The following is a 26,529-nucleotide window of genomic DNA, read 5'->3' as shown; positions in this document are numbered from 1 at the left end:
ACAGGTTGGATATGATGTGGATCAGTATTAATCCGATCAGTTAAGCGCAACAAACGACCTTTATTCCGCATATCATTCCGTCAGGTAATGATCCGAGCCCGTGAGAACGCTATGTCAAAACGTCTGGTGCCGTCCATGACCGCCCTGCAGTGCTTTGAAGCTGCAGCCCGCCACTTGAGCTTCACCCGAGCCGCCGAAGAGCTGCATTTGACCCAAAGTGCGGTCAGCAAGCAGGTGGCGCAGCTCGAAGACCTGTTGCGTCACCACCTTTTCCTGCGCATTCGCCGACGTTTACAGCTCACGCCAGCCGGCAGCCTCTATCTGGCCGAGGTGAACAAGATCCTCACGCAGGTCGATATGTCCAGCCGCTACGTGCTGACGTACGGGGAGCAGACCGAGATCCTGAAAGTCGCGACGCAGCCAAGCTTCGGCGTGCGCTGGCTGATCCCCCACCTCAAGGGCTTCGGCCGGCGGCACAGCAACATTCACTTGGACATCCGCAACGAAATGGAGCCCTTTTCACTGTTGCAGGGCTCGGCCGACGTCGTGTTCTTCTACGGCCAGGGCACCTGGCCGGGGGCCAGCTGCATCGAGCTGTTCGGTGAAGAAGTCGTGCCGGTGTGCTCGCCAGAGTTGCTGGCAGGCCGTGACCTGCCGAGTGCCGAGGCATTGACCGACCTGGTGTTGCTGCAAAGCACTTCACGGCCAGAAGCCTGGCACGAATGGTTCCTGGAGCAGGGCCTGCAAAGCGTCAGCGCGTACCACGGCCCGCGCTTCGATACGTTCTACATGGCCCTGAGCGCTGCCCAGGCCGGTTGCGGGGTGGCGCTGGTGCCGCGCTACCTGGTGGCGAAGGAGCTGGCCGAGGGCAGCCTGGTCGTGCCCTGGAATCATGCGATGCGCAGTGCCGGCGCGCACTACCTGGCGTATGCCGAACATGCCGCGGAAGTGCCCAAGGTGCGGGCGCTGGTGGATTGGATCGGTGAGCATCTGCAGGCATGAAGCCCTCGACAGGAGGAGCACCCTACGCCTGTCGATGTCGATCAAAAAAGGAATGACACGCCTACTTTTTTTCGCTTGTGGCCTGAGTGCATTCCCCGCTTTCATGTAAGGGTCAGCCATTAACCAGGAATCCAGCGATGCCCGCCCATGATTTCGTCAGCCCCGACAGCATCCGTGCGCAGTTTTCTGCCGCCATGTCGCTCATGTACAAACAGGAAGTGCCGTTGTACGGCACGCTGCAGGCGCTGGTGAGCGAAATCAACCAGCAGGTGATGGCCGAGCAACCAGAAGTGGCGCAGGCGCTGCGCTGGACAGGAGAACTCGAGCGGCTGGGCCATGAACGCCATGGTGCCATCCGCGTGGGTACGGCCGAGGAGCTGGCGACCATCGCGCGACTTTTTGCGGTCATGGGCATGCAGCCAGTGGGCTACTACGACCTCAGCAGTGCTGGGGTCCCGGTGCACTCCACCGCGTTCCGTGCCGTGCATGAGCAGTCGCTGCACGTCAGCCCGTTCCGGGTCTTCACCTCGCTGTTGCGCTTGGAGCTGATCGACAACCTGCAGTTGCGGGAAATGGCCAAGGATATCCTGGCCAAACGCCAGATCTTCACCCCTCGCGTACTCCATCTGATCGAGCAGCGCGAACGCGATGGCGGCTTGGATACCGCAGATGCCCAGACTTTCGTACAGGAAGCCCTGCACACCTTCCGCTGGCACCGCGACGCTACCGTTACCGCCGAGCAGTACCAGCAGCTGCACGACCAGCACCGCCTGCTTGCCGATGTTGTCGCGTTCAAGGGCCCGCACATCAATCACCTCACTCCGCGCACCCTGGATATTGATGCCATCCAGCTCGGCATGCCGGCCAAGGGCATCACGCCCAAGGCCGTGGTCGAAGGCCCCCCTCCCCGCCGCCACCCGATTCTACTGCGCCAGACCAGCTTCAAGGCCTTGCAGGAAAAGGTCGTATTCTGCGGTCAGCACGGTAGCGAAGGTAGCCACACCGCGCGCTTTGGGGAAATCGAGCAACGTGGCGCGGCGTTGACGCCGGAGGGGCGCCAGCTCTATGACAAGCTGCTCGACAGGACTCGCGTCGCATTGGGTGGTGCACCCGCCGAGGCCAATGCCCCACAGTACATGGCGATGCTCACAGACACCTTCGCCGCCTTCCCGGACGACCTGGTGCAGATGCGTGAGCAGGGCCTGGCGTATTTTCGCTACTTCGCGACCGAGAAAGGCCTGGCCGCGCGCGGTGAACAAGGCAGGCCAACTACCCTGCAAGGGCTGATCGACGCAGACCACGTGCATTTCGAGGCACTGGTGTACGAAGATTTCTTGCCGGTAAGCGCCGCAGGGATCTTCCAGTCCAACCTGGGCGACGATGCCCGGGCCGAGTACGGCAGCAACGCCAACCGCGCGGCCTTCGAAGCGGCGCTGGGGCTGCAGGTGCAGGATGAACTGGCGCTTTATGCGCAAAGCGAGCGCCGCTCGCTGCAGGCGTGCGCGCAGGCACTGAACCTGGTATCGCTGTAAAGCGACACGTTGAAGGGGCACTTGGGTGCCCCACCGTGTCAGCGGAAACGGTCCACTTCCTGACGCAACTGCGCTGCCAACCCCTCCAGCTCCCGCGCTGTTAATGCCAGCTCGTTGGCCACCTCGCGCTGCTCACCGTTGGTCTGGGCGATGCTCTGCAAATTGCGGCTCAGCACGGTCGCTGTGCTGCTCTGCTCCTGGGTCGCCGTACTGATCACGGCAAACTGCTCACCCGCCGCACGGCTTTGTTCGTCGATGCGGGCAAGTGCCTGCGCGACCTTGCCATTACGCTCCAGGCCGTCCTGCATCAGCTGGTTACTCTGCTCCAGCGTGGTGATGGCATGCCCGGTCTGCTGCTGGATGCTGGTGATCATGCCGGATATTTCATCGGTGGCCTGTCGGGTTCGCGCTGCCAGCCCACGCACCTCGTCAGCCACCACTGCAAAGCCACGCCCCTGCTCACCGGCACGGGCCGCTTCGATGGCAGCATTCAAAGCCAACAGATTGGTCTGCTCAGCGATGGCGGTGATGACACTTATGATGCTGCCGATCTCTTGCGAACGTGCACCCAGGCTGTTCACGACCGTGGCGGTATCACCCAGGGCATCGGCAATCTGCTTGAGCGAGTGCGACGCTTCGTCCATGGCGCCGCGGCCCACGCGGGTCTGCTGGGCATTGTCGCGGGCCATACGCTCGGTGCCAGCCATATTGTCGGCGATGTTCATGGACGTGGCGCTGAACTCTTCCACCGCGCCCGCCATGCTGGTGATTTCGCCCGATTGCTGGTCCATGCCCACACAGGCGCCAGCCGACAAACCTGACAGCGAGCGGGCGCGGGTGCTGACCTGCTCGGAGGCACTGCGGATGTGCTCGACCATGTTCGAGAGGGCTTCACCCATCGTGTTGAAGCTGCGCGCCAACTGCCCGATTTCATCGTGGCTGGTCACGTTCAGCCGTGCGTTCAGGTCACCCGCTCCGAGCGCTTGTGCTTGCTGTACCAGATCATCCAGCGGGCGCAGCTTGCGCCTGAGCAACCACAGCGTGGCAGCCACGGCCATGAGCATGGCCAGCACGCTGCCGACGGCAAGACGCAGGCCCACGCTCCAGGTTACCTCGCGGATCTCCGCCAGGGGCATGCTCGCTACCACCGTCCAAGGCCCTTCGGCGAAGGGCGCCGTCGCGCTGTACAGCGGCTGCTCGGCATTGGCCGGCGGCACCAGCCACTGGCCCTTTTCATCCTGCAGTGCCAACGAACCGGTTTGGCCGATGCGGAAGCGTTTGAGGTTGGCGAACTGGGCGTTCTGCGCATCGGTGTAATCGAAACCCACGAACAGCACCGCAATCACCCGGCCATTACCGTCGGTCATCGGCACGTAGCGCGTCATGTAGTTGCGGTCGAACAACACGGCACGGCCAACGTACTTCTGCCCGGCCAATAACTTAGCGTAAGCGGGGTGCTGGCGGTCGAGCTGGGTACCGATGGCGCGGCTGCCGTCCTGTTTCTTCAAATTGGTGCTGATGCGCACGAAATCGTCGCCACTGCGCACGAACACCGTGGCGATACCGGCAGTCATCTGCTGGAAGTCGTCCACTTGCTGGAAGTCGTTGTTCACTAGCTGATCGCCCAGGTACAAGGCCGGCGTTGCCTGCCCTGCGACCTGCACGGTCTGCCCTGCATGCAGCGACAGCCCTGATGCGAAGCGTCGCTCGAACAAGCCGCTCAAGCGCTGGGTATTGTCCTTGAGCGAACCGTGGAACGTGTCAAGCTGGTCGGCCAGCAAGCGCGCCTCACTGGCCAGGTGGGCCTGGCGCGTAGCGAGGTTGGCATCGTCCAGTGAACGCAGGGCAAAAAGGGTACTGCCGGAAATCACCAGCGCCAGTACGATGGCGAGGGCGATACCGAGTTGCGAGGCAATCCGGGCACGCGGTTGAGGCATGGGCAAGCTCCTGGCAAGAGGCCGGGATCATCCTGATCACGCTGACCACCCGCTTTTATTTGACGGGAAGCGCGCCCTCTTCCGGGGCGCTGGTGCCATTTGATCGGCGTCGGCGCTGAATACTTGAGTGTCGGACCGGGATATAGCGCTCGCAATCAAAGGGCTGGCAGGATCACCACCTCGGGTAGCGCCATGGCATTCACCTCTGCTTGCAGGAAGGCACTGAGGCGGCGCAGACGCTCGCCGCCCGGCCGGGTCCGCGGCCATACCAGGTAGTAGTCCATGCCGCTGGGGACTGCTGTCGGCCATGGCAGGCTCATACGCCCCTGCGCCACATCTTCGGCCACCATCATCAGGTCACCAATTGAAACACCGTAGCCTCGGGCCGCTGCAATCATGCCCAGTTCCAACGTGTCGAACACCTGCCCGCCCTTGAGCGAAACCCTGCTACTCAGGCCCAGGCGCTCTAGCCATACCCGCCAGTCACGCTTGTCCATTGTAGGGTGCAGCAGTTCGCTACTGGCAAGGCGCGCCGCGGTCCAGGGCCCGTCATCCAACAGCCCTGGTGCACCCACCGGCACCAGCAGTTCGGGGAACAGCTTGCGTACCTCCCACTCCGCCGGGAACACCCCATCGCCCAGCAGCACCGCGCAATCGAAAGGTTCCTGGTTGAAGTCCACATGGTCGACGTCCATCCAGGCACTGGTCAGTTGCACTTCATTGCCAGGTTGCAGCCGACGGAAGCGGCTCAGCCGGGCCAGCAACCAACGCATGGTCAGGGTGGACGGCGCCTTCATGCGCAGCATCTCGTCTTCACCGCGCAACGTGTCACAAGCACGCTCAAGCGCGGCAAAGCCTTCGCGCACACCCGGTAGCAGTACCCGTGCAGCTTCGGTCAGTTGCAGGCTGCGGCCACTGCGCACGAACAGTCGGCAGGCAAAGTGATCCTCCAGCGTGCGAATGTGCCGGCTGACCGCGCTTTGGGTAATGGACAACGCTTCGCCAGCACGGGTGAAGGAGTTCAACCTCGCAGTAGCTTCGAATGCACGCAGCGCATACAGGGGCGGTAGCTTGCGGATCATGAGGTTCCTTGTTCGGTGGAGAAACGGCGACCTGTGCATCATATCGCCATGATTAAAACTCATGCCAATGATCGCATTTATCCTTTTGTTAATAGCTGACCCAGGCTTCAGAATCGCCCTTCGTCCGCCACCGTCTTCGCCAAGGATCACATCCATGCACGTCGCACCTACCCACGAGCTCAAGGCATTACTGCGCTTGGCAGGCCCGCTGATCGCCTCGCAGCTGGCGCACATGCTCATGGTACTGACCGACACCCTGATGATGGCACGCATCAGCCCGCAGGCCTTGGCCGGTGGCGGGTTGGGCGCGGCGGGCTATTCGTTCGTGTCCATCTTCTGCCTGGGCGTCATTGCGGCGGTCGGCACCCTGGTAGCCTTCCGCAGGGGCGCCAATGACACCGAGGGCGCCACACGGCTGGCGCAAAGCGGCTTGTGGCTGGCCTGGGGCCTGGCCTTGTTCGCGGCGCTGGTGCTGTGGAACCTCGAACCTGTGCTGCTGCTTTTCGGGCAGCAGCCTGACAACGTCGCCTCGGCGGCCGAGTTTCTCACCCTGCTGCCGCTGGCGTTGCCGGGCTACCTGACCTTCATGGCCTTGCGTGGCTTCACCAGCGCCCTGGGCCGCTCTACGCCGGTAATGGTGATCAGCCTGGTAGGCACCGTACTCAACTACTTGCTGAACGTTGCGCTGATCGAAGGCATGTTCGGCCTGCCCAAGCTTGGTCTGATGGGCATCGGCCTGGTCACTGCGGTGGTCTCGATGGGCATGGCCATTGCCCTGGCGCTGTATATCCGCTGGCACCCGGCCTATGCCGCCTACCCGCTGCGCAAGGGCCTGTCGCGGCCATCGCTGCCAGCGTTGGGCGAGCTGTGGCGGCTGGGCCTGCCGATCGGCGGCACCTACATGGTGGAGGTAGGGCTGTTCGCTTTTGCGGCGCTGTGCATGGGCGTGCTGGGCAGTACCGAGTTGGGCGCGCACCAAATCGCCCTGCAGATCGTGTCGACCGCCTTCATGGTGCCCACTGGCCTGTCCTATGCCGTGACCATGCGCGTAGGCCATTACTACGGTGCGGGCAACTTGCTCGCCGCGCGCAGCGCTGGCCGTGTGGGGATCGGCTTCGGGGCCATGCTGATGTTCGCCTTCGCTGCGCTGTTCTGGTTGCTGCCAGACGCATTGGTAGGGCTGTTTATCGACAGGGCCGACCCGGCATTTGCCGCCATCTTCCAGCTGGCGGTCCAGCTGCTGATGGTAGCCGCCTGGTTCGAGCTGTTCGATGGCGTGCAGACCATCGCCATGGGCTCTATTCGTGGACTGAAAGACGCCAAGACTACGTTCTTGATCGGGCTGGTGTGCTACTGGCTCATCGGGGCACCCAGCGCCTGGTTGTTCACTTTCGTCTTTGGCGGGGGCGCGGTGGGCGTCTGGTGGGGGCTGGCCTTGGGGCTGGCGTGCGCCTCGGTGGCGCTGACCTTCGGCTTCGAATGGCGGATGCGGCGGCTGTTGCGCCGCGCCGGGACACGCGCCGCAACGGCCACATCTGCCTGATCTCAACCCATGGATGTGGCTTTACGCATTGGCCAGGGGGCGGACAGCTAGCCTGCAACCCCCACCTGGCGGTGTGACGACTGCAGCAGGAACGGGATCAGCGCGTCTACCGGCAGGGGCTTGCTGACCAGGAAACCCTGTACCTGGTTGCAGCCAAACCCGCGCAGCAAAGCCAATTGCGCTTCGTTTTCGACGCCCTCGGCCACCACTTCGAGGTTGAGGTTGTGGGCCAGGTTGATCATGGCATGCACCAGCTTGCGGTTCTCTTCGCGCATATCCATCTGCGCAACGAAACTGCGGTCCACCTTGAGCAAGGTGATCGGCAGGCTGTTGAGGTGCACGAACGAAGAGAACCCTGTGCCAAAGTCGTCCAGCGAGAAGCGCACGCCCAGGCGCCCCAGTGCATCCATGGTCTGACGCACCCGCTCATTGCGCCGCATCACGGCCGTTTCGGTCAGCTCGAATTCCAGCCAGTGGGCATCGACACCGTACTCGGCGATCAGCCGGCTCAAGGTGGCCAGCAACTGGCTGTCCTGGAACTGCCGGAAACTGAGGTTGACCGCCATGTGCAGCGGCGCAAGCCCTTGCGTGTTCAGGGCCTGCATGTCGCGCAGGGCACGGGCGATGACCCAGTAACCCAGCGGCACGATCAGCCCGCTTTGCTCGGCCAATGGCACGAACTCACTGGGCGGCAGCAAGCCCCGTTCGGCGTGGCGCCAGCGCACCAGCGCTTCGAGACCGACGATCCGCCCGTCAGCCAGGTTCAGGCGCGGCTGATAGTGAAGTTCCAGCTCGTCACGCCGCAAGGCCCGGCGCAGCTCGCTTTCGAGATCGGCCAGGCTGCGTGCGTGACGATTGATGCGCTCGTTGAAGACATGGAAGGTACAGCCTTGGGTGGCCTTGGCCTGACGCATGGCGATGTGCGCATGCCACATCAGCGGGTCGGCGCCGCTCTGGGCGCGGGCGTGGGCCAGGCCCAGGCTGCAGCCGAGCAGCAGGCTTTCGCCATCGACCCAGTAGGGCTCGGCCAATGCCTCGACGATGCGCTCGGCCATCCACTCGGCACGTCCTGGGTCGCGGCGAGTGTCGATCAGCAAGGCGAACTCGTCACTGCCCAGGCGTGCCAGCTGGTCGCCTGCTTCGAGTTGATGCTTCAGACGTAGTACCACCTGCAGAATGAGGCGATCCCCACTCTGGTGCCCCAGGGCGTCATTGACGTGGCGAAAGTTGTCCAGGTCCAGATGCCCCAGGGCGACGCCGCGCCCGTCATGGTCGGCCAGACGCGTGGCCAGCAAGGCCTGGAAGCCCTGGCGGTTGGCGATGCCGGTCAAAGGGTCTTGCTCGGCCAAGCGTTGCAGGGTGGCTACCAGTACACCTCGCTCGCGCACGTGGCGCAGGCAGCGACGCAGGCTGTCGACATTGACTTGGTCGCTCACCAGCCAGTCGCTGACGCCGCTTGGCGCCGCCTCTGGCTCGCTGTGCAGCAGCAGGATGGTCGGCAGGTCACAGCGACCGGGTGCTGGCTGCAACGCCGGCGTGGTCAGCACCACGGCCTGCCGGTCGCGGCTGAACAGACTGTCGACGGCATCCCAGTCGGGTGCCGTGAGCAGTACGGCCGCGCCCTTCAAGGCAGGCATGCACGCGTGCAGCAAGGCCGCCCACTCGGGCTCACTGGCCAACAGCAGCAAACGCATAGGTTCGACAGGCGCGGACAAGACGGCTCCTTAAGGCTCGACGATGCAACGTAGACCGATGAACAGGCAGACGCACTTAATGGAAATGATTTTCACTTGTAAGCGCGTTTTTTAATAGCCCGGTCCGACGTATTTTGTCGTGCATCCTGCGCGAAAGCAGGCAAACCAGCAAATACGATTTTTTCAGGCGCAAGTATTAGCGGCGCTAATGGTCTTTTCGAAAGTCTGACTCGAACGTCAGACGGTCACGCCATGAACACGCATGCCTGTTAGAATGCGCGGCTATTTTCTGGCGACCCCCGGTTTCTAGCATGTCCCGACTCAATCCCCGGCAGCAGGAAGCCCGTGACTATGTCGGCGGCCCTCTTTTGGTGCTCGCCGGTGCAGGCTCGGGCAAGACCAGCGTCATCACGCGCAAAATTGCCCACCTCATCCAGAACTGCGGTATTCGCGCCCAGTACATCGTGGCCATGACCTTCACCAACAAGGCCGCCCGCGAGATGAAGGAGCGGGTTGCCAGCCTGCTGCGCCCGGGTGAAGGCCGAGGGCTGACGGTCTGTACGTTCCACAATCTGGGCCTGAACATCATCCGCAAGGAGCACGAACGCCTGGGCTACAAGCCTGGTTTTTCGATCTTCGACGAGTCGGATATCAAAGCCCTGCTGTCGGACATCATGCAGAAGGAGTACTCCGGCGACGACGGCATCGACGAAATCAAGAACATGATCGGTGCCTGGAAGAACGACCTGATCCTGCCTCCCGAGGCCCTGGAGAAAGCACGCAACCCGCGCGAGCAGACCGCTGCGGTCGTTTACACCCACTATCAGCGCACGCTCAAGGCGTTCAACGCCGTGGACTTCGACGACCTGATCCTGCAACCGGTCAAGTTGTTCCAGGAACACCCCGAGGTGCTCGAGCGCTGGCAGAATCGCGTGCGTTATCTGTTGGTCGACGAATACCAGGACACCAACGCCAGCCAGTACCTGCTGGTGAAGATGCTGATCGGCATGCGCAACCAGTTCACCGTGGTGGGCGACGACGACCAGTCGATCTACGCCTGGCGCGGCGCGCGCCCCGAGAACCTGATGCTGCTCAAGGAGGACTATCCCTCACTGAAAGTGGTCATGCTGGAGCAGAACTACCGCTCCACCAGCCGCATCCTGCGCTGTGCCAACGTGCTGATCGCCAACAACCCGCACGCGTTCGAGAAACAGCTGTGGAGCGAGATGGGCGTGGGCGACGAGATCCGGGTGATCCGTTGCAAGAACGAGGATGCCGAGGCCGAGCGCGTGGCGATGGAAATCCTCACGCTGCACCTGCGTACCAACCGTCCCTACAGCGATTTCGCCATCCTGTACCGCGGCAACTACCAGGCCAAGCTGATCGAGCTGAAGTTGCAGCACCACCAGGTGCCTTACCGTCTTTCCGGCGGCAACAGCTTCTTTGGCCGTCAGGAAGTCAAGGACCTCATGGCCTACCTGCGCCTGCTGGTGAACCCTGACGACGACAACGCCTACCTACGTGTCATCAACGTGCCGCGCCGGGAAATCGGCTCGACCACCTTGGAAAAGCTCGGCAACTATGCCACCGGCAGGGGCATTTCGATGTATGCCGCCAGTGAGGAACTGGGGCTGGGCGAGCATCTGGATGCGCGCTACACCGAGCGCCTGCAGCGCTTCAAGCACTGGCTGGATGGCGTGCGCCACAAGGTGGCGCTGGACGACCCCATAGCCGCCCTGCATGAAATGATCCGCGACATCGACTACGAAAACTGGATCCGCCAGCAGACCGCCAGCGACAAGGCCGCGGAGTTTCGCATCAGCAACGTCTGGTTCCTGGTCGAAGCGCTGAAGAACACCCTCGAGAAGGACGAAGAGGGTGACATGACCATTGAGGACGCCATCGGCAAGTTGGTGCTGCGCGACATGCTCGAGCGCCAGCAGGAAGAGGAAGAAAACGCCGACGGTGTGCAGATGATGACCCTGCACGCGTCCAAGGGCCTGGAATTTCCCTACGTGTTCATCATGGGCATGGAGGAGGAGATCCTGCCTCACCGCTCCAGCATCGAGGCCGACACCATCGAGGAAGAGCGCCGCCTGGCTTATGTGGGTATTACCCGCGCACGCCAGACGCTGGCCTTCACGTTCGCCGCCAAACGCAAGCAATACGGGGAAATCATCGACTGTACGCCCAGTCGCTTCCTCGACGAACTGCCCCCCGAAGACCTGTCCTGGGAAGGGCTGGACGATGCACCGGTCGAGGTCAAGGCCGCACGCGGCAACAATGCCCTGGCCGACATCCGGGCGATGCTCAAACGCTGATCAACCATTACTCTTAAACACTGCCGCTGTTTGCGGCCATTTTTGTTCCGAGGAATACCATAGTGGAAGCACTGCATCAGAAGATTCGCGAAGAAGGCATCGTGCTTTCCGACCAGGTTCTCAAAGTCGATGCGTTTCTCAACCATCAGATCGACCCGGCGCTGATGCAGCTGATCGGTGACGAGTTCGCCCGCCTGTTCGCCGATGCCGGCGTGACCAAGATCGTCACCATCGAGGCGTCGGGCATCGCGCCTGCGGTGATGACCGGGTTGAAGCTGGGCGTGCCGGTGATCTTCGCGCGCAAGCACCAGTCGCTGACCCTCACCGAAAACCTGCTGACGGCTTCTGTGTATTCGTTCACCAAGCAGACCGAGAACACCGTGGCCATTTCGCCGCGCCACCTGAGCAGCAGCGACCGGGTGCTGGTGATGGATGACTTCCTGGCCAACGGCAAGGCGTCCCAGGCGCTGATATCGATCATCAAGCAGGCCGGGGCGACCGTGGTAGGCCTGGGGATCGTGATCGAGAAATCGTTCCAGGGCGGACGCGCCGAACTGGACCGCCAAGGCTATCGCGTGGAGTCGCTGGCGCGAGTGAAATCGCTGGAAGGCGGTGTGGTCAGCTTCATCGAGTGATGCGGCACCGGCTCGCTCGCATCCGGGCCACAGGGGGCTGCGCGGCAGCCCCTGTCGTTTTCAGGTCGCCGCCAGGCCCGCCAACAGCAACCGTTGGTACAGCGCTTCTTTTAGCCCCTGAGGCTGGTCAAGTTGCATCCGTGCCAGATGCCGCTCATACCCTTGCGGCTCTGGCGCCTCCAGCGTGGCCTTGCCCAGTTCGAGCGCCTCGCTGAGCTTGAACTTGCTTTTCAACCAGTTCAGCGCCCGTAGCAAGTCCTGCTCTTCAACCGTGAAATCGGTCCCCATGGGGTATTCCGGGAACAGCTGTGGGTGCTGTGCCTGGACCGCGGCCAGGCGCTGCGGCGTGTTATCGGCAAAACGCCTGTCGAGCTGAAAATCTTCCGCCAATTTGCCAGCGTTTTTGGCCTGCTCGATCAGGCTCTCCTGGAACCGGGCGTCACACACCGCAAGCAATCGCACAATGACCTCGCTGTCGGTCTGCCCCCTGAGGTCGGCGATGCCATATTCGGTCACCACGATATCGCGCAGGTGGCGGGGAATGGTGCAATGGCCGTAGTTCCAGAAGATATTCGACGACACCTCGCCGCCCGCTTCGCGCCAACTGCGCAGCAGCAGTATCGAGCGGCCACCTTCCAGCGCGTGCCCTTGGGCGACGAAGTTGTACTGCCCACCTACCCCGCTCAACACTCGCCCGTCTTCGAGCTGATCGGCCACACCCGCACCGAGCAGGGTCATGCCGAACACCGTATTGATAAAGCGTGCGTCTTGTCGCTGGCGACGCTTGAGCTGTTCGTCACCGTAGAGCTCGTTGACGAAATTGATCCCGGTCATGGCAAACCGTGCGCGCTGCTCAAGGGTCATGTCGCGCAAGCGCTGGTAGAACGCTTGCGGGCCGAGGAAGAACCCCCCGTGCAGGATCACTCCCCGGTCATCCACAGCACGCCGCAGCACGCCCGCCTCGGCCAGCGCCAACAGCCCGTTGACGAACATCTCGCTACAGCCGTACAGCCCCTGTTCGAAGGGCGCGAGCCCCCCTTCCCGCTCGATCAGTGCCTGCGTGGTGCCCGCGCCAAGGCCGTCGAGCGCTGCACGGTAGGCAACGTTATCGCTCTGGCGGGCGAGCAGCGCGGCGGCAACCGCGTCGCCCATGGCACCAATCCCGATCTGCAGGGTGCCGCCGTCGCGCACCAGGCTGCTGGCATGCAGGCCAATGCAGTGGTCCTGCGTGGTGACCGGCATGTTGGGCGTTGAAAACAGTTGGCGCTGCTCGGCTTCGTCCAACAACAGGTCGAACGCATCCATTGGCAACTCGGCATCACCGGGCATGTACGGTAGCTGCGCATGCACCTGGCCCAGCATGAGAATGGTCTCGCCAGCGGCACGACGGCGTTCGACCATGGGTAACAGGTCCAGGGTGATGTCCGGGTTGCAGGCCAGGCTCAGGTGGACGGGCCGCTCCGGCGTAGCCGCCACCAGCTGGGCGATGAGGTTCAGGCCCTTGGCATTGATGTCTCGCGCGGCATGGCTGTAGTTGCTGCTGACGTAATCCTGTTGGGCCGACTCACTGGCAAGCAGGCTGCCGGGCTGCATGAAGAACTGTTCTACGCGAATGTTCGGCGGCAGGCTGTCATTGCGCAGATCGGCCAGATAGTGAAGCTCTTCGTAGTCGCCGAACACGCGCTCGACGAAGGGCTCGAGCAAGCGTTGCTGCAAGCCATCACCCAGCGCTGGTCGCCCCAGGGAGAGGGCTGTATAGATGGTCAGACGGCGTTCGGGCAACTCACGGATGCGGGCATAGAGTGCGTTGACGAACGCATTGGGTTTGCCCAGGCCCAGCGGCAGGCCCATGTGGATATGGGTTGGCAGGCGGGACAGGACCTGTTCGACGGCCTGGTCGATGGAACTGAGGTGCATCGAGGCCTCCTGGTTCGTGCTTGGGTTCAGGAGGTTCGACAGGCAGGTGGACTGGTTGGTTGCCTGGGCGGGAAGAGGAAGCCGCAGACACCTGGGGCAATCGACAACTCGGTGGTCTTCAGGCGCATCGCCGGTCTAAGCGTACGCAGTGCCTGTATGAGCGGCCTCGCCGGGCCGCCGGACCGGCCGCGATGGGCCGCGAAGCGGCCCCGGCAATTAGCGATAGTGCTCACATCTCTGGGGCTGCTGCGCAGCCCATCGCGGCACTAGGCCGCTCCTACTGTGATCGTGGGATGGCTGAAGTAGCGATTGCAGGAGCAACTGCCTTTCACCGCCTCTAAGGGCCAGCGCCCCTCATGTGGGAGCGGCCTCGCGCCGCGATGGGCCGCGAAGCGGCCCCGGCAAGACGAGGTGCGAAGCTAAAAAACTGGGACTGCTACGCAGCACATTGCGGTAACTTACAGGCCAGACATCTTCTCAATAGCGGCCTTGAGCTCATCATCCGAACAATCCGCGCAGGTGCCCTTCGGCGGCATGGCGTTGATGCCCGTGATGGCCTTGGCCAGGATGCCATCCAACCCACCCTGGTGGTCGGCACGCTCCTTCCAGGCTGCGCTGTCGCCCACTTTCGGCGCGCCGAGCAGGCCCGTGCCATGGCAGGCCGTGCAATGCTTGGCGATGATGTCGTCGGGCGTTCTGGCAGACCCGGCGCCAGCGCTGGCGGTCACGGCCATGCCCTTGCATTCCTGGCCCTGGATACACACCTTGCCGACCGGTTCCAGGCGCTTGGCGATATCGTCATTGGTCGCAGCGGTAGCGGTAATTGCCCACAGGGCCAGTACGGCGGCCGGGATGGCCAGCATCTTCTTGACTTGATTCACGCGAACACCCTCATGGTGGCTAATCATGCTCGCGGCCACGGATCCTCGAGCGCCGAAAAGTATAACGGCAAGCCCGAAGCCGGGAAACGACCCTACACAGGAAAGGGGTATTGACGCGTCAATGCACTGCGCTGGATCAAAAGTTCGAGGGGGTGGCGGCGCTAATCAAGCGTGCTGGCTGTTCAAACGGGTTGCGAAAACGGTGCGGGCGGGTGCTTTCGAAGTAATAGCTGTCGCCTGCTTCGAGAATGAACAGCTCGGTACCGACCACCAATTCCAGGCGGCCTTCGAGCAGAATGCCAGTCTCTTCGCCATCATGGGTCAGCATTTCGGCACCGGTGTCGGCGCCGGGCGGGTACACCTCGGTCAGAAAAGCGATGGCACGGTTGCGGTGCGATTTGCCAACCAGCTTCATGGTCACCGCACCATCGGAGATGTCGATCAGTTCGTGGGCTTTGTAGACGATCTGCGCAGGGCTCTCGGGTTCGAGCTCGACGGAAAAGAACTCGACCATGGACATGGGAATGCCGCTCAGTACCTTGCGCAGCGAACTGATCGAAGGGCTCACACTGTTTTTCTCGATCATCGAGATGGTGCTGTTGGTAACCCCCGCGCGCTTGGCGAGTTCACGCTGGGACAGGCCCTTGAGCGTGCGGATGGCTTGCAGTCGTTCGCCGACGTCCAAAGCTGGAGCCTCCTGAGACGGGTTATGCGGGTGGATGTGAACGATATCATGGCAACGCCGTTCAGTATTTACAACACACCACCCGCCTGACGCCCTAGTCCCCAATGTATTCCCGGGGCACCCGCTTGAGATTGCAGAAGATCTGGTAAGGAATGGTACCGGCCTGGCTCGCCACCTCAGCGGCATGGACCTGCTTGCCCCATAGTTCGACCGGGCTGCCGACGGTCGCCTGAGGCACGTCGGTCAGGTCGATGCTCAGCATGTCCATCGAAACGCGACCGATGAGCGGGGCCCGGCTGCCAGCAACGATGACCGGCGTACCGTTGGGAGCCTGGCGAGGGTAACCGTCGGCGTAGCCCATGGCGACCACGCCTACACGGGTGGGCCGTGTGCTGACGAACGTGGCGCCGTAACCCACCGGCTCGCCGGCCGGCAGCTCCCGCACACTGATGATCCGCGACTGCAGTGTCATGACCGGCTGCAGGCGTTGGGCCTGAGCTTGAGGCATATCGAACGGCGTTGCGCCATAGAGCATCAGCCCTGGGCGCACCCAATCACCAGCTGCCTGGGGCCAACCCAGCACGGCTGGAGAGTTGCGCAGGCTGCACTCTGCTGCCAAGCCCTGGCGCGCGGTTTCGAAAACAGCAATCTGCTCGGCCGTGGCCTGCGCACCCAGCTCATCAGCACGGGCGAAATGGCTCATCAGCACAATGCGCCCTACCTTGCCGCAGGCCAGCAGGCGCTCATAGGCATCGCGATAGTCCTTGGGATGCAGCCCTACACGGTGCATGCCGGTATCGAGCTTGAGCCAGACGGTGAGCGGGCTGGCCAGCGGGCTTTTCTCGATGGCCTCCAATTGCCAGGCCGAATGCACGACGCACCACAGGTCATGCTCGACGATCAACGGCAGCTCACTGGCTTCGAAGAAGCCCTCCAGCAGCAGGACCGGGCCCCTGATGCCGGCCGCACGCAGCTCCAGCGCCTCCTCGATGCAGGCCACGGCAAACCCGTCCGCTTCGGGCTCGAGCGCCAACGCGCAGCGCACGGCACCATGGCCGTAGGCGTCGGCTTTGATCACGGCAAGCGCCTTGGCGCCGGTCAGTCCACGGGCGAGACGGTAATTGTGGCGCAGGGCCTGGAGGTCGATCAGGGCACGGGCGGGGCGCATGCGGCTGCCTTAAAAGTCATACGGGTTGAAATCAAAGCTGGAGCATTCGCAGGTCACCGGCGAATACCCCAATGGATGGCTTACTGCTGATGGGCAGGCGAACCATGCCCGTGACGGGCCACTTCGCGGCTACTGCCATAGCGCGAGATGTCCAGCCCCTCTGCACTGATCTGCGGTTTCTTGCGCGCGATCAGGTCAGCCAGCAGACGACCCGAGCCACAGGCCATGGTCCAGCCCAGCGTGCCGTGCCCTGTATTGAGGAACAGGTTACGGAAAGCGGTTGCACCCACGATGGGGGTACCGTCTGGCGTCGCGGGACGCAGCCCAGTCCAGAAACTGGCCTGGCTCAAATCACCGCCGCGAGGATAAAGGTCGTTGACGATTATCTCCAGCGTTTCGCGTCGACGGGGGTTGAGCGACAGGTCGAAGCCGGCGATCTCAGCCATGCCTCCAACACGGATACGGTTGTCGAAACGGGTGATGGCGACCTTGTAGGTCTCGTCGAGGATGGTCGAGGCAGGCGCCATGTCACCGTTGGTGATGGGAACGGTCAGGGAGTAGCCCTTCAACGGATAGACCGGCGCCTTGATGCCCAGGGGCTTGAGCATCTGCGGCGAATAGCTGCCCAATGCCAGCACATAGCGGTCGGCGGTTTCGAGCTTGCCATCGATCCAGACACCGTTGATGCGGTCACCTGCATGATCCAGGCGCTGGATGTCCTGCCCGAAGCGGAACTCCACGCCCAGGTTGCGGGCCATTTCCGCAAGCTTGGTGGTGAACAACTGGCAATCGCCGGTCTGGTCGTTGGGTAGGCGCAGGGCGCCGGCGAGAATGCCTTTCACACTGGCCAGGGCAGGTTCGACGCGCGCGATGCCATCGCGGTCGAGCAATTCATAAGGCACGCCTGATTGCTCAAGCACGGCGATATCCTTGGCAGCTGCATCGACCTGGGCCTGGGTGCGGAACAGCTGGGTGGTGCCCAGGCTACGGTTCTCGTACGCGATTCCGGTTTCGGCGCGCAGTTCGTCGAGGCAGTCGCGACTGTATTCGGACAACCGCACCATGCGCTCCTTGTTCACGGCATAGCGGTTAGTCGTGCAGTTGCGCAGCATCTGGGCCATCCACAGGTACTGGTCTACGTCACCGGTCAGCTTGATGGCAAGCGGAGCGTGGCGCTCGAGCAGCCACTTAACGGCTTTCAGAGGCACCCCCGGCGCCGCCCACGGCGAGGCATAGCCAGGCGAGATCTGGCCGGCGTTGGCAAAGCTGGTTTCCATGGCCACCGCTGGCTGGCGGTCCACCACTGTCACTTCGAACCCTTGCCGGGCCAGGTAATAGGCACTGGCGGTTCCGATCACGCCGCTACCAAGTACCAGAACTCGCATCGTTTCTTTCCCCTCGCGGCCTGCCGCGGTGTGTTGTTGGACTGCCATTGATGGGCGAAGTATAGGAATTCGAGAGCAGTGCAATTCACTATATAAAAGCCTATTATTGGCGAGAATTCTCGGCACAATGGCCTTTGACGGAGGGGCATCCCCTATGAGAACCCAGCATCAAAGTAAGCGTGAGCTGGACAAGATCGACCGGAACATCCTGCGCATCCTGCAGAACGACGGGCGTATCTCCTTCACCGAACTGGGCGAAAAGGTCGGTCTCTCCACCACGCCGTGCACCGAGCGCGTGCGCCGGCTGGAACGTGAAGGCATCATCATGGGCTATAACGCCCGCCTGAACCCACAGCACCTCAAGGGCAGCCTGCTGGTCTTCGTGGAAATCAGCCTGGACTACAAGTCTGGCGATACCTTCGAGGAGTTTCGCCGGGCAGTTCTGAAGCTGCCGCACGTGCTCGAATGCCACCTGGTTTCCGGCGATTTCGACTACCTGGTCAAGGCGCGCATTTCGGAAATGGCTTCGTATCGCAAGCTGCTTGGCGACATCCTGCTCAAGCTGCCCCATGTGCGTGAGTCCAAAAGCTACATCGTGATGGAAGAGGTGAAGGAAAGCCTCTGCCTGCCGATCCCGGACTGATGCCGGGCCCTACCGCAAACGCCTAGACCAGCACTTGCCGGGTGGTGGCAATGAACTGGTGCACCAGTTGCTCGGCCGCAGGGTCGATCATGGGTTCGGGCCCACGACCACGCGGGCAGGCCAGTCGTGGGGTGGTCCCGAACAGGCGACAGATCAGTGGCCGTTCTTCATATACCGTGCAGCCCTGGGGCCCCAGGTGCACGCAGTCCAGGCGCTCCAGGGCAGCGTCCTGTTCGGCCTGGGATTTGCGCGGCAGCCGAGCCATCTCTTGCGCCGAGGTGGTAACCGGCCCGCAGCAGTCATGGCAGCCAGGCTCGCATTCGAACGAAGGGATGAGTTCGCGCAGGAAGTGGATCTTGTGGCGGTCGCAGGACATGACGAGGCACAGGTTGAAAATGTCCGCCCATTATAGGCCGGTTGCCCGCCCTGGGCCTGCGGCTTATTCTCCCGTTCCAGCCCACGCACCAGGACTCGTCCAATGATCCACAGCGCGCAGCACGCCGCTTCTTACTACGCCGCCAGCAGCGCGCCTCACCCTGATCATGCCTATCTGCAAGGCGAGCACACCGCCGATGTGTGCATCGTCGGTGGTGGCTACTCCGGTTTGAACACGGCCCTGGAGTTGGCCGAGCGTGGCTTCTCGGTGATCCTGCTCGAAGCGCGCAAGATCGGCTGGGGCGCCAGTGGGCGCAACGGCGGGCAGTTGATCCGCGGGGTCGGCCATGGTCTGGAGCAGTTCCTGCCGGTCATCGGCGAGCAGGGCGTTCGCGATTTGCAACTGATGGGGCTGGAGGCCGTGCAAATCGTGCGCGATCGTGTAGCGCGGCACGCCATCGCCTGCGACCTGACCTGGGGCTATTGCGACCTGGCCAACAAGCCGGCGCAAATGGCGGGCCTGGCCGAAGAGGCCGAACACTTGCGCAGCCTGGGTTACGCCCACGAACTGCGGCTGGTCGCAAAGGATGACATTCACGATGTGGTGGGCTCGCAGCGCTATGCAGGCGGGCTGGTGGACATGGGCTCTGGCCACTTGCACCCCCTTAACCTGGCGTTGGGCGAAGCCGCGGCGGCCGCGCGCCTGGGTGTGAAACTCCACGAGCAGTCCGAGGTGACCCGCATCGACTATGGCCCGCAGGTGCAGGTACACACCGCCCAGGGCCGAGTCCGGGCGCAAACGCTGGTCCTGTGCTGCAACGCCTACCTCAATGGTTTGAACGGTGAGCTGGGCGGCAAGGTATTGCCCGCCGGCAGTTACCTCATCGCCACCGAGCCGCTGGGTGAGGCGCGTGCACGCTCGCTGTTGCCACAGAACATGGCCGTGTGCGACCAGCGCGTGGCGCTGGACTACTACCGCCTGAGCGCAGATCACCGGCTGCTGTTCGGCGGCGCTTGCCATTATTCCGGGCGCGACCCAAAGGATATCGCCGCCTACATGCGGCCCAAGATGCTGCGCGTGTTCCCACAGCTGGCCGACGTACGCATCGATTACCAGTGGGGCGGCATGATCGGGATCGGCGCCAACCGCTTGCCCCAAGTGGGCCGCCTGCCTGATCAGCCGAACGTGTACTACGCCCAGGCCTACGCAGGCCACGGGCTGAACGCTACTCACCTGGCCGCCCGCCTGCTCGGGGAAGCCATCAGTGGCCAGCAAAGCGGGCGTTTCGACTTGCTTGCCAAGGTGCCACACATGACGTTCCCAGGCGGCAAGCACTTGCGCTCACCTTTACTGGCCTTGGGCATGCTGTGGCACAGGCTCAAGGAGCTGGTGTGAAAGCAGTCACGGCTTCCAGAAAGGCTTGCAGCCTTCCGAGCGCGCTTCTTGCCAGCTGAGACCCACATCGCGCAGTTCATGGTCGCTCAACTGTAACAGCGCCCTGCGGGTGTGCCAGCGGCGCAACATCAGCCGCCAGCGGCTCAACGCCTGGGGCGCAGCGTGGGTTTTGCTTTGCTGCAGGGCCTCTTTTTCGCCTACCGACTGTTCGATGCGCACATCGCTCAAGCTTCCCATCGCTGCTGTCTCCCTTTCGATGACAATGTGGGGACAGCATGCCGGATGCACGGCCTGACAATACAGATCCAAAAAAGCGTTATTATTTGGATACAGATCGGGCTTCCAGGTAACTGAATGCTGCCTTTTCTGCCAATCTGTATGGTGCATTGACCGGCGCAGCCTAGGAGTATGACGTGACGCTCTACCTGAACCTTGCCGAGGTACTCGGCGCGCGTATCGAACAGGGCCTCTATCGGCCCGGCCAGCGGCTGCCATCGGTGCGGGCACTGAGCGTGGAGCATGGGGTGAGCCTGAGCACCGTGCAACAGGCCTACCGCATGCTCGAAGACAGTGGCATGGTCTCGCCACGGCCAAAGTCCGGCTACTTCGTGAGCGACCATCGCCACCTGCCGGCCTTGCCGGCGGTCAGCCGGCCCGCCCAGCGCCCGGTGGACATTTCCCAATGGGAGCAGGTTCTGGAGCTGGTGCGCAGTACCCCGCAACCGGGTGTGATACAGCTTGGACGGGGCATGCCGGACATCGAGAGCCCTACCCTCAAGCCGCTGCTGCGCAGCCTCGCCAGGCTCAGCCGTCGCCAGGACATGCCCGGGCTGTATTACGACAATATCCACGGCAACCTGGCCTTGCGCGAACAGGTGGCACGCCTGGCCCTGGACTCTGGTTGCAGGCTCTCGCCCTCTGAGTTGGTGGTGACGACAGGCTGCCACGAAGCCCTGTCGTGCAGCATCCGCGCGGTGTGCGAGCCTGGCGATATCGTTGCGGTGGACTCGCCCAGCTTCCATGGCGCCATGCAGACGCTCAAGGGCCTGGGCATGAAGGCGCTGGAGATCCCCACAGACCCGGTGACAGGCATCAGCCTCGAGGCGCTCGAACTGGCCCTTGAGCAGTGGCCGATCAAGCTCATCCAGATCACCCCAAGTTGCAACAACCCGCTGGGCTACATCATGCCCGAGGCTCGTAAAAAGGCCCTGTTGAACCTTGCACAGCGCTACGACGTAGCCATTCTCGAGGACGATGTCTACGGTGACCTGGCCTATACCTACCCTCGGCCACGGACGGTAAAGTCATTCGATACGCAGGGCCGCGTGCTGTTGTGCAGTTCATTTTCCAAGACGCTTGCCCCTGGCCTGCGTGTCGGTTGGGTAGCGCCTGGGCGCTACCTGGAGCGGGTCCTGCACATGAAGTACATCAGCACGGGCAGTACCGCCAGTCAGCCTCAATTGGCGGTGGCGGACTTCATCGCCAACGGGCATTACCAACCCCATGTGCGGCGCATGCGCAGCCAGTACCAACGCAGCCGTGAATTGATGAGCGACTGGGTGACCCGGTATTTTCCGCAGGGCACCCGCGTAAGCCGTCCGCAAGGCGGCTTCATGCTGTGGGTGGAATTGCCGGAACATTTCGATACCTTGCAGCTCAATCACGCCTTGTTGGAGCAAGGCGTACAAGTGGCCGTGGGCAGCATCTTTTCCGCTTCCGGCAAGTTCCGTCACTGCCTGCGCATGAACTTCGCCGCCAGGCCCACTGCGCAAATCGAGGCGGCGGTGCGCAAGGTTGGTGAGACCGCCCAGCGCTTGCTGGACCAGGACATCATCGCGACGTAACTTTGCGTTGCCCGCCACTGTCCAATCCCAAAGCCCTGCTGCACAGGACGATCCACCGTTGAAACTCCAGCGAGCCCTACCCTTGCTGCTGACGCTGCTGCTCGGCGTCTGCGGCTGCGCCAGCGTCGATACGCCGCGCCAAACCAGTCAAGCCCTGCCCGCCGATGGCTCGTCGTTCGGCCGCTCGGTGCTGCGCCAGGCAGCCCCTTATGAAGGCCGTTCCGGCTTTCGCCTACTCCCCAACAGCAACGAGGCTTTCCGGGCGCGCGCCGAGCTGATACGCAATGCGCAGGCCAGCATCGACGTGCAGTACTACATCGTCCATGACGGACTCAGCACCCGCGCCCTGGTCCATGAGTTGTTGCGGGCGGCCGACCGGGGCGTGCGCGTACGCATCCTGCTGGACGACACCACCAGTGACGGCCTGGATGCAATCATGGGCACCCTCGCCGCCCACCCGAACATCCAGATCCGTGTGTTCAACCCACTGCACCTGGGGCGCGCCACCGGGGTCACACGTGCCATGGGCCGGTTGCTCAACCTGTCGCGTCAGCACCGACGCATGCACAACAAGCTGTTCCTGGTGGACAACAGCATGGCCATCGTCGGCGGGCGAAACCTGGGCGACGAGTACTTCGATGCCGAGCCCAACCTGAACTTCACCGACATTGATCTGCTGGGTGTGGGCCCTATAGCAGAACAGTTGGGACACAGCTTCGATCAGTACTGGAACAGCGCCCTGAGCCGCCCGATCACCGATTTCCTCTGGCACCAGCCCAATGCCGACGACCTGCGTACCAGCCGCCATCGGCTGGAAGTCTCGCTGGCCGAAGCCAGAACCCGGCGCAAGGTCTTGTACGACCGCTTGATGGCCTACCAATCCCAGCCGCGACTGGACACCTGGCGCAACGAACTCATCTGGGCTCATGCCCAGGCGCTGTGGGACGCCCCCAGCAAGGTGCTGGCCGATGACGAGCCTGATCCACAGCTACTGCTGACCCGACAACTCGGCCCTGACCTGCGCGATGTGCGTCACGAGCTGATTCTGGTCTCCGCTTATTTCGTACCCGGCGAACCGGGGCTGCTTTACCTCACCCAGAGTGCCGACGCGGGTATTTCAGTAAAGCTGTTGACCAACTCACTGGAGGCTACCGATGTGCCTGCCGTACACGGCGGTTATGCACCTTACCGCAAGGCGCTGCTGGAGCACGGGGTGAAGCTGTATGAAATGCGCCGCCAGCCCGGAGACCCCAGCGCGGGCAAACTGAGTTTCCATGGCAGCTCCAACTCCAGCCTGCACAGCAAGGCGATCGTGTTCGACCGTCACAAGACGTTCATTGGCTCGTTCAATTTCGACCCACGCTCGGTGCTGTGGAACACCGAAGTCGGCGTATTGGTCGACAGCCCCGAACTTGCCGAATACACCCGTGCCCTGGCGGTGCAGGGCATGGCACCGGCCCTGAGCTACCAGCCTGAGCTCGTGGCCGGCAAGCTGGTCTGGGTGACCGAGGAAGACGGACAGCGGCGGGTGCTCACGTCAGAGCCTGGTAGCCTGTGGCGACGGTTCAATGCCTGGATCAGCAAGGCGGTCGGGCTGGAAAAGATGCTCTAGCGCTGCACCGTCACGCAGCCGCTGGCTCGAACGCTCCGCGCCGCCGGGTCAGCACCACCAGCCCAGCGGCGCCTGCTGCCATCAGCAGCGGCAAGGCATGCCCACTGATCCACTGGCTGCCTGCGCCGGCCAGCAACGGCCCCAGCAGACAACCGATGCCCCACAGCTGGGCCACGTGGGCATTGGCCCGCACCAGGGCATCGTCTCGATAGCGCTCGCCGATCAACACCAGCGACAAGGTGAACAACCCCCCAGCGCTAGCGCCGAACAATACCCACACCGGCCAGATCGCCCAGGTGTGCAACAGCAGGGGGATGGCAAGGCTCGACCCCAGCAATGCCAGGGCGCAACCGGTGAACAGCGCGCGCCGCGACATATGGTCCGCCAGTGCGCCAATGGGCAACTGCAGCACCGCATCGCCGACCACCACCGTACTGACCATGAACAACGCGATTTCCGTGCTCAGGCCCTGTTGCAGGCAGTACACCGGCAGCAGGGTCAGGATCATGGCTTCGAACGAAGCGAACAACGCAATGGCCCAGGCGATCACGGGCAGCCTTCGGCAGAAGGCGAACAGGTCGGCAAAGGTGACGTTGCAAGCCTCTGTAGAGGGCGCGCCCCCGCGGCCCAGCAACAGCAAGGGCGATACCAGCAGCAGGCCGGTCGCCGCCCAGAAGCCGAAGTCGTCATCCGACCCCAGCATGCCCAGCACCAACGGACCCGCCAGTTGGCTCAGCGCATAGCTACTCCCGTACAGGGCTACTAGCCGTCCGCGCCACTGCTCGACCACCAGTTGGTTGATCCAGCTCTCACCCAGCACGAACACCACGGTCAACGCCATGCCGATCAACAGCCGCAGCACCAGCCAAAGCGGATAGCTTGGCAGCAGGGCCAACAGGCCGATGGACAATGCCCCGCCCCACAGGCACAGGCGCATGGCCGCAGGCACGCCCACCCACCCGGCAAGCCGGCTGGCCAGGCTGGCGCCGGCCAGCACGCCCAGGGCAGGCATGGCGGCCATGACGCCAATGGCGAAGCTGCCATAACCCCAGGCTTCCAGACGCAAGGACACCAACGGCATGCTCACACCCAGTGCGAGGCCGACGCTCAGCACCGATGCCAGCACGGCAAAATAGGTTCCCCAACGCATGACGGCCTCCCAGGCAGCATTCTTGTACGGCAGAAACGACGAAGCCGGGACGGTATGCGCCGCCCCGGCCAGTGTTGGAATGTCAGGCCCCGCGGGCAGTCGAGCTTGCTCAGTCCCGGCTCAGCTCGCGAAAGCGTGCCAGGGCCTTGGAAGCCGACCTGCCGAGGGGCCGCTGGACTTACAGCTTGATCCAGGTGGCCTTGAGCTCGGTGTACTTCTCCAGCGCATGCAGCGACTTGTCACGGCCGTTACCCGACTGCTTGAAGCCACCGAATGGCGCGGTCATGTCGCCGCCATCATATTGGTTGACCCAGACACTGCCGGCGCGTACGGCACGGGCCGTCCTGTGCGCCTTGGAAATGTCCGAAGTCCAGATGCCCGCCGCCAACCCATAGGGTGTGTCGTTGGCGATGGCAACCGCCTCCTCGGCCGTGTCGAAGGCAATCACGGACAGTACCGGGCCGAAGATTTCTTCCTGGGCGATTTTCATGGCATTGGTCACGCCGTCGAAGATGGTCGGCTCGACGTAGGTGCCGCCGGTATCTTCCAGCGTCCGCTTGCCGCCGGTCAGCAGCTTGGCGCCGTCCTTGTGGCCCGCCTCGATGTACGACAACACGGTATTCATCTGCTGGGTATCGACCAGTGCACCCACGGTGGTCTGCGGGTCCAGCGGGTTGCCGGGCTTCCAGGCCTTGAGGGCTTCGACCACCATGGGCAGGAAGGTGTCCTTGATCGAGCGCTCCACCAGCAAGCGCGAACCTGCGGTGCACACTTCACCCTGGTTGAAGGCGATGGCGCTGGCAGCAGCCTGGGCGGCGGCCTCAAGGTCTGGCGCGTCGGCGAAGACGATGTTCGGGCTCTTGCCACCGGCTTCCAGCCAGATGCGCTTCATGTTCGACTCGCCTGCATACACCATCAGCTGCTTGGCGATCTTGGTCGAACCGGTGAATACCAGGGTGTCGACGTCCATGTGCAGGGCCAGGGCCTTGCCCACGGTGTGGCCATAGCCAGGCAGCACGTTCAGCACACCTGCTGGGATACCGGCTTCCACTGCCAACTGAGCGATGCGAATAGCGGTCAGCGGCGATTTTTCGGAAGGCTTGAGCACAACCGAGTTGCCCGTAGCCAACGCTGGGCCCAACTTCCAGCTCGCCATCAGCAGCGGGAAGTTCCAGGGAACGATGGCACCCACCACGCCCACTGGCTCGCGTGTGACCAGGCCCAGTTGATCGTGCGGCGTCGGGGCGACTTCGTCGTACACCTTGTCGATGGCTTCGGCTGTCCAGTGAATGGCATTGGCAGCGCCTGGGATATCGATGCTGGAGGAGTCACCGATCGGTTTGCCCATGTCCAGTGTTTCGAGCAGCGCCAGCTCTTCGACGTTCTTGCGCAGCAAGTCGGCGAAGCGGATCAGGATGGCCTTGCGCTTGGCCGGGGCCAGCTGTGACCATACGCCCGAGTTGAAAGTCGCGCGGGCGTTTTCGACCGCGCGGTTGGCGTCGGCCAGGTCGCAGCTGGCAACCTTGGCCAGGAAGCGTCCGTCGACCGGGCTCAGGCACTCGAAGGTTTCACCGGATGCGGCATCGGTGTATTCGCCGTTGATGAAGGCGCGGCCTTCGATCTTCAGTTGCTGGGCACGTTGTTCCCAGTCTGCACGAGTCAGGGTGGTCATACGAAACTCCTCCTCTTGTTTAGGTGCAACGCTGCACTGAGGACTTGCAGGCGTT

At 62.9% G+C, this 26,529-nt stretch carries 21 protein-coding genes and 1 pseudogene; 9 read left to right on the top strand and 13 right to left on the bottom strand.

Annotated elements, in window-relative coordinates; all coding sequences use genetic code 11:
* Positions 1-111 precede the first annotated feature (111 nt).
* Together FS767_RS01235 and FS767_RS01230 are read left to right on the top strand one after the other, a co-directional pair.
* Positions 112-1,002, top strand: coding sequence for a LysR family transcriptional regulator (locus tag FS767_RS01235; RefSeq protein WP_144963925.1), 891 nt, complete (start codon positions 112-114; stop codon positions 1,000-1,002).
* Between the two features lie 137 nt (positions 1,003-1,139).
* Positions 1,140-2,534 carry a VOC family protein gene (locus tag FS767_RS01230; RefSeq protein ID WP_144963924.1) on the top strand — a complete coding sequence of 465 codons (1,395 nt, stop codon included), beginning with the start codon at positions 1,140-1,142 and terminating at the stop codon, positions 2,532-2,534.
* Positions 2,535-2,572: 38 nt separating this feature from the next.
* On the opposite strand, the gene FS767_RS23375 is transcribed toward FS767_RS01230, so the two are convergent.
* The 3 genes and pseudogenes from FS767_RS23375 to FS767_RS01220 all read right to left on the bottom strand — a co-directional run bounded on the left by FS767_RS23375 (position 2,573) and on the right by FS767_RS01220 (position 5,553).
* The gene (locus FS767_RS23375) at positions 2,573-3,295 is read right to left on the bottom strand and encodes a methyl-accepting chemotaxis protein (RefSeq protein WP_371921571.1); all 723 of its coding nucleotides are present in this window, start codon (positions 3,293-3,295) and stop codon (positions 2,573-2,575) included.
* A 132-nt stretch (positions 3,296-3,427) separates the two neighbouring features.
* Positions 3,428-4,471 (bottom strand): annotated as a pseudogene (locus FS767_RS23370) (Cache 3/Cache 2 fusion domain-containing protein); the annotation flags it as partial.
* A 155-nt stretch (positions 4,472-4,626) separates the two neighbouring features.
* A complete protein-coding gene (locus FS767_RS01220) occupies positions 4,627-5,553 on the bottom strand; it encodes a LysR substrate-binding domain-containing protein (protein WP_144963922.1) in 927 nt (308 codons plus the stop codon).
* Positions 5,554-5,707: 154 nt separating this feature from the next.
* Here FS767_RS01220 and FS767_RS01215 point away from each other — a divergent pair, with 154 nt between their 5' ends.
* Entirely contained in the window at positions 5,708-7,096 is a 1,389-nt protein-coding gene (locus tag FS767_RS01215) for a NorM family multidrug efflux MATE transporter (protein WP_144963921.1), read from the top strand.
* 47 nt (positions 7,097-7,143) lie between these two features.
* Here FS767_RS01215 and FS767_RS01210 read toward each other — a convergent pair whose 3' ends face one another.
* The gene (locus FS767_RS01210; protein ID WP_144963920.1) at positions 7,144-8,811 is read right to left on the bottom strand and encodes a bifunctional diguanylate cyclase/phosphodiesterase; all 1,668 of its coding nucleotides are present in this window, start codon (positions 8,809-8,811) and stop codon (positions 7,144-7,146) included.
* 290 nt (positions 8,812-9,101) lie between these two features.
* Between FS767_RS01210 and rep the strand changes: the two genes are divergently transcribed.
* Together rep and xpt are read left to right on the top strand one after the other, a co-directional pair.
* The gene (gene rep / locus FS767_RS01205) at positions 9,102-11,111 is read left to right on the top strand and encodes a DNA helicase Rep (RefSeq protein ID WP_058638846.1); all 2,010 of its coding nucleotides are present in this window, start codon (positions 9,102-9,104) and stop codon (positions 11,109-11,111) included.
* A 62-nt stretch (positions 11,112-11,173) separates the two neighbouring features.
* A complete protein-coding gene (xpt, locus tag FS767_RS01200; protein WP_023532789.1) occupies positions 11,174-11,746 on the top strand; it encodes a xanthine phosphoribosyltransferase in 573 nt (190 codons plus the stop codon).
* Positions 11,747-11,806: 60 nt separating this feature from the next.
* On the opposite strand, the gene FS767_RS01195 is transcribed toward xpt, so the two are convergent.
* The 5 genes from FS767_RS01195 to dadA all read right to left on the bottom strand — a co-directional run bounded on the left by FS767_RS01195 (position 11,807) and on the right by dadA (position 17,782).
* Positions 11,807-13,663, bottom strand: a complete 1,857-nt coding sequence (locus FS767_RS01195; RefSeq protein ID WP_144963919.1) for an acetyl-CoA hydrolase/transferase C-terminal domain-containing protein — start codon at positions 13,661-13,663, stop codon at positions 11,807-11,809.
* 458 nt (positions 13,664-14,121) lie between these two features.
* Positions 14,122-14,571 (bottom strand): cytochrome c5 family protein, encoded by a 450-nt coding sequence (locus FS767_RS01190; protein ID WP_228385158.1) that lies wholly within the window; start codon positions 14,569-14,571, stop codon positions 14,122-14,124.
* Positions 14,572-14,680: 109 nt separating this feature from the next.
* A complete protein-coding gene (locus FS767_RS01185) occupies positions 14,681-15,229 on the bottom strand; it encodes a cupin domain-containing protein (RefSeq protein WP_023532512.1) in 549 nt (182 codons plus the stop codon).
* A gap of 94 nt (positions 15,230-15,323) precedes the next feature.
* Entirely contained in the window at positions 15,324-16,397 is a 1,074-nt protein-coding gene (gene alr / locus FS767_RS01180; protein WP_144963918.1) for an alanine racemase, read from the bottom strand.
* 80 nt (positions 16,398-16,477) lie between these two features.
* Positions 16,478-17,782 (bottom strand): D-amino acid dehydrogenase, encoded by a 1,305-nt coding sequence (dadA, locus tag FS767_RS01175; protein ID WP_144963917.1) that lies wholly within the window; start codon positions 17,780-17,782, stop codon positions 16,478-16,480.
* 154 nt (positions 17,783-17,936) lie between these two features.
* On the opposite strand from dadA, the gene dadR reads away from it, so the two are divergent.
* Positions 17,937-18,425: a transcriptional regulator DadR gene (gene dadR / locus FS767_RS01170; protein ID WP_003258963.1), complete on the top strand. Its 489-nt coding sequence runs from the start codon at positions 17,937-17,939 to the stop codon at positions 18,423-18,425.
* Between the two features lie 22 nt (positions 18,426-18,447).
* On the opposite strand, the gene FS767_RS01165 is transcribed toward dadR, so the two are convergent.
* Complete coding sequence (locus FS767_RS01165) at positions 18,448-18,801, bottom strand: YkgJ family cysteine cluster protein (RefSeq protein WP_023532519.1); 354 nt, start codon at positions 18,799-18,801, stop codon at positions 18,448-18,450.
* Positions 18,802-18,903: 102 nt separating this feature from the next.
* Here FS767_RS01165 and FS767_RS01160 point away from each other — a divergent pair, with 102 nt between their 5' ends.
* Positions 18,904-20,196, top strand: a complete 1,293-nt coding sequence (locus FS767_RS01160; protein ID WP_144963916.1) for an FAD-binding oxidoreductase — start codon at positions 18,904-18,906, stop codon at positions 20,194-20,196.
* A 6-nt stretch (positions 20,197-20,202) separates the two neighbouring features.
* Here the strand turns inward: FS767_RS01160 and FS767_RS01155 are convergent, their stop codons facing one another.
* On the bottom strand, positions 20,203-20,433 hold the full coding sequence (locus FS767_RS01155) for a DUF1127 domain-containing protein (protein WP_144963968.1): 231 nt from the start codon (positions 20,431-20,433) through the stop codon (positions 20,203-20,205).
* Positions 20,434-20,609: 176 nt separating this feature from the next.
* On the opposite strand from FS767_RS01155, the gene FS767_RS01150 reads away from it, so the two are divergent.
* Both FS767_RS01150 and FS767_RS01145 read left to right on the top strand, forming a co-directional pair.
* On the top strand, positions 20,610-22,040 hold the full coding sequence (locus FS767_RS01150) for a PLP-dependent aminotransferase family protein (protein ID WP_144963915.1): 1,431 nt from the start codon (positions 20,610-20,612) through the stop codon (positions 22,038-22,040).
* A 58-nt stretch (positions 22,041-22,098) separates the two neighbouring features.
* Positions 22,099-23,652, top strand: coding sequence for a phospholipase D family protein (locus FS767_RS01145; RefSeq protein ID WP_144963914.1), 1,554 nt, complete (start codon positions 22,099-22,101; stop codon positions 23,650-23,652).
* Positions 23,653-23,662: 10 nt separating this feature from the next.
* Here FS767_RS01145 and FS767_RS01140 read toward each other — a convergent pair whose 3' ends face one another.
* Positions 23,663-24,802 (bottom strand): MFS transporter, encoded by a 1,140-nt coding sequence (locus FS767_RS01140; protein WP_058638839.1) that lies wholly within the window; start codon positions 24,800-24,802, stop codon positions 23,663-23,665.
* Positions 24,803-24,980: 178 nt separating this feature from the next.
* Positions 24,981-26,474 carry an aldehyde dehydrogenase gene (locus FS767_RS01135; RefSeq protein WP_078479347.1) on the bottom strand — a complete coding sequence of 498 codons (1,494 nt, stop codon included), beginning with the start codon at positions 26,472-26,474 and terminating at the stop codon, positions 24,981-24,983.
* Between the last annotated feature and the right edge of the window lie 55 nt (positions 26,475-26,529).

The sequence above is a fragment of the Pseudomonas sp. DE0010 genome, assembly GCF_007680745.1.
Classification (GTDB): Bacteria; Pseudomonadota; Gammaproteobacteria; order Pseudomonadales; family Pseudomonadaceae; genus Aquipseudomonas; species Aquipseudomonas parafulva_B.
This window is presented reverse-complemented; position numbering and strand designations above follow the sequence as displayed.

Excerpts from the sequence above, each read along its gene's own strand:
- FS767_RS01235 (WP_144963925.1), top strand. The coding sequence starts at position 112 with ATGTCAAAACGTCTGGTGCCGTCCATGACCGCCCTGCAGTGCTTTGAA.
- FS767_RS01230 (WP_144963924.1), top strand. The coding sequence starts at position 1,140 with ATGCCCGCCCATGATTTCGTCAGCCCCGACAGCATCCGTGCGCAGTTT.
- FS767_RS23375 (WP_371921571.1), bottom strand. The coding sequence starts at position 3,295 with ATGGCGGGCGCGGTGGAAGAGTTCAGCGCCACGTCCATGAACATCGCC.
- FS767_RS01220 (WP_144963922.1), bottom strand. The coding sequence starts at position 5,553 with ATGATCCGCAAGCTACCGCCCCTGTATGCGCTGCGTGCATTCGAAGCT.
- FS767_RS01215 (WP_144963921.1), top strand. The coding sequence starts at position 5,708 with ATGCACGTCGCACCTACCCACGAGCTCAAGGCATTACTGCGCTTGGCA.
- rep (WP_058638846.1), top strand. The coding sequence starts at position 9,102 with ATGTCCCGACTCAATCCCCGGCAGCAGGAAGCCCGTGACTATGTCGGC.
- FS767_RS01195 (WP_144963919.1), bottom strand. The coding sequence starts at position 13,663 with ATGCACCTCAGTTCCATCGACCAGGCCGTCGAACAGGTCCTGTCCCGC.
- FS767_RS01190 (WP_228385158.1), bottom strand. The coding sequence starts at position 14,571 with ATGATTAGCCACCATGAGGGTGTTCGCGTGAATCAAGTCAAGAAGATG.
- alr (WP_144963918.1), bottom strand. The coding sequence starts at position 16,397 with ATGCGCCCCGCCCGTGCCCTGATCGACCTCCAGGCCCTGCGCCACAAT.
- dadA (WP_144963917.1), bottom strand. The coding sequence starts at position 17,782 with ATGCGAGTTCTGGTACTTGGTAGCGGCGTGATCGGAACCGCCAGTGCC.
- dadR (WP_003258963.1), top strand. The coding sequence starts at position 17,937 with ATGAGAACCCAGCATCAAAGTAAGCGTGAGCTGGACAAGATCGACCGG.
- FS767_RS01165 (WP_023532519.1), bottom strand. The coding sequence starts at position 18,801 with ATGTCCTGCGACCGCCACAAGATCCACTTCCTGCGCGAACTCATCCCT.
- FS767_RS01160 (WP_144963916.1), top strand. The coding sequence starts at position 18,904 with ATGATCCACAGCGCGCAGCACGCCGCTTCTTACTACGCCGCCAGCAGC.
- FS767_RS01155 (WP_144963968.1), bottom strand. The coding sequence starts at position 20,433 with ATGGGAAGCTTGAGCGATGTGCGCATCGAACAGTCGGTAGGCGAAAAA.
- FS767_RS01140 (WP_058638839.1), bottom strand. The coding sequence starts at position 24,802 with ATGCGTTGGGGAACCTATTTTGCCGTGCTGGCATCGGTGCTGAGCGTC.
- FS767_RS01135 (WP_078479347.1), bottom strand. The coding sequence starts at position 26,474 with ATGACCACCCTGACTCGTGCAGACTGGGAACAACGTGCCCAGCAACTG.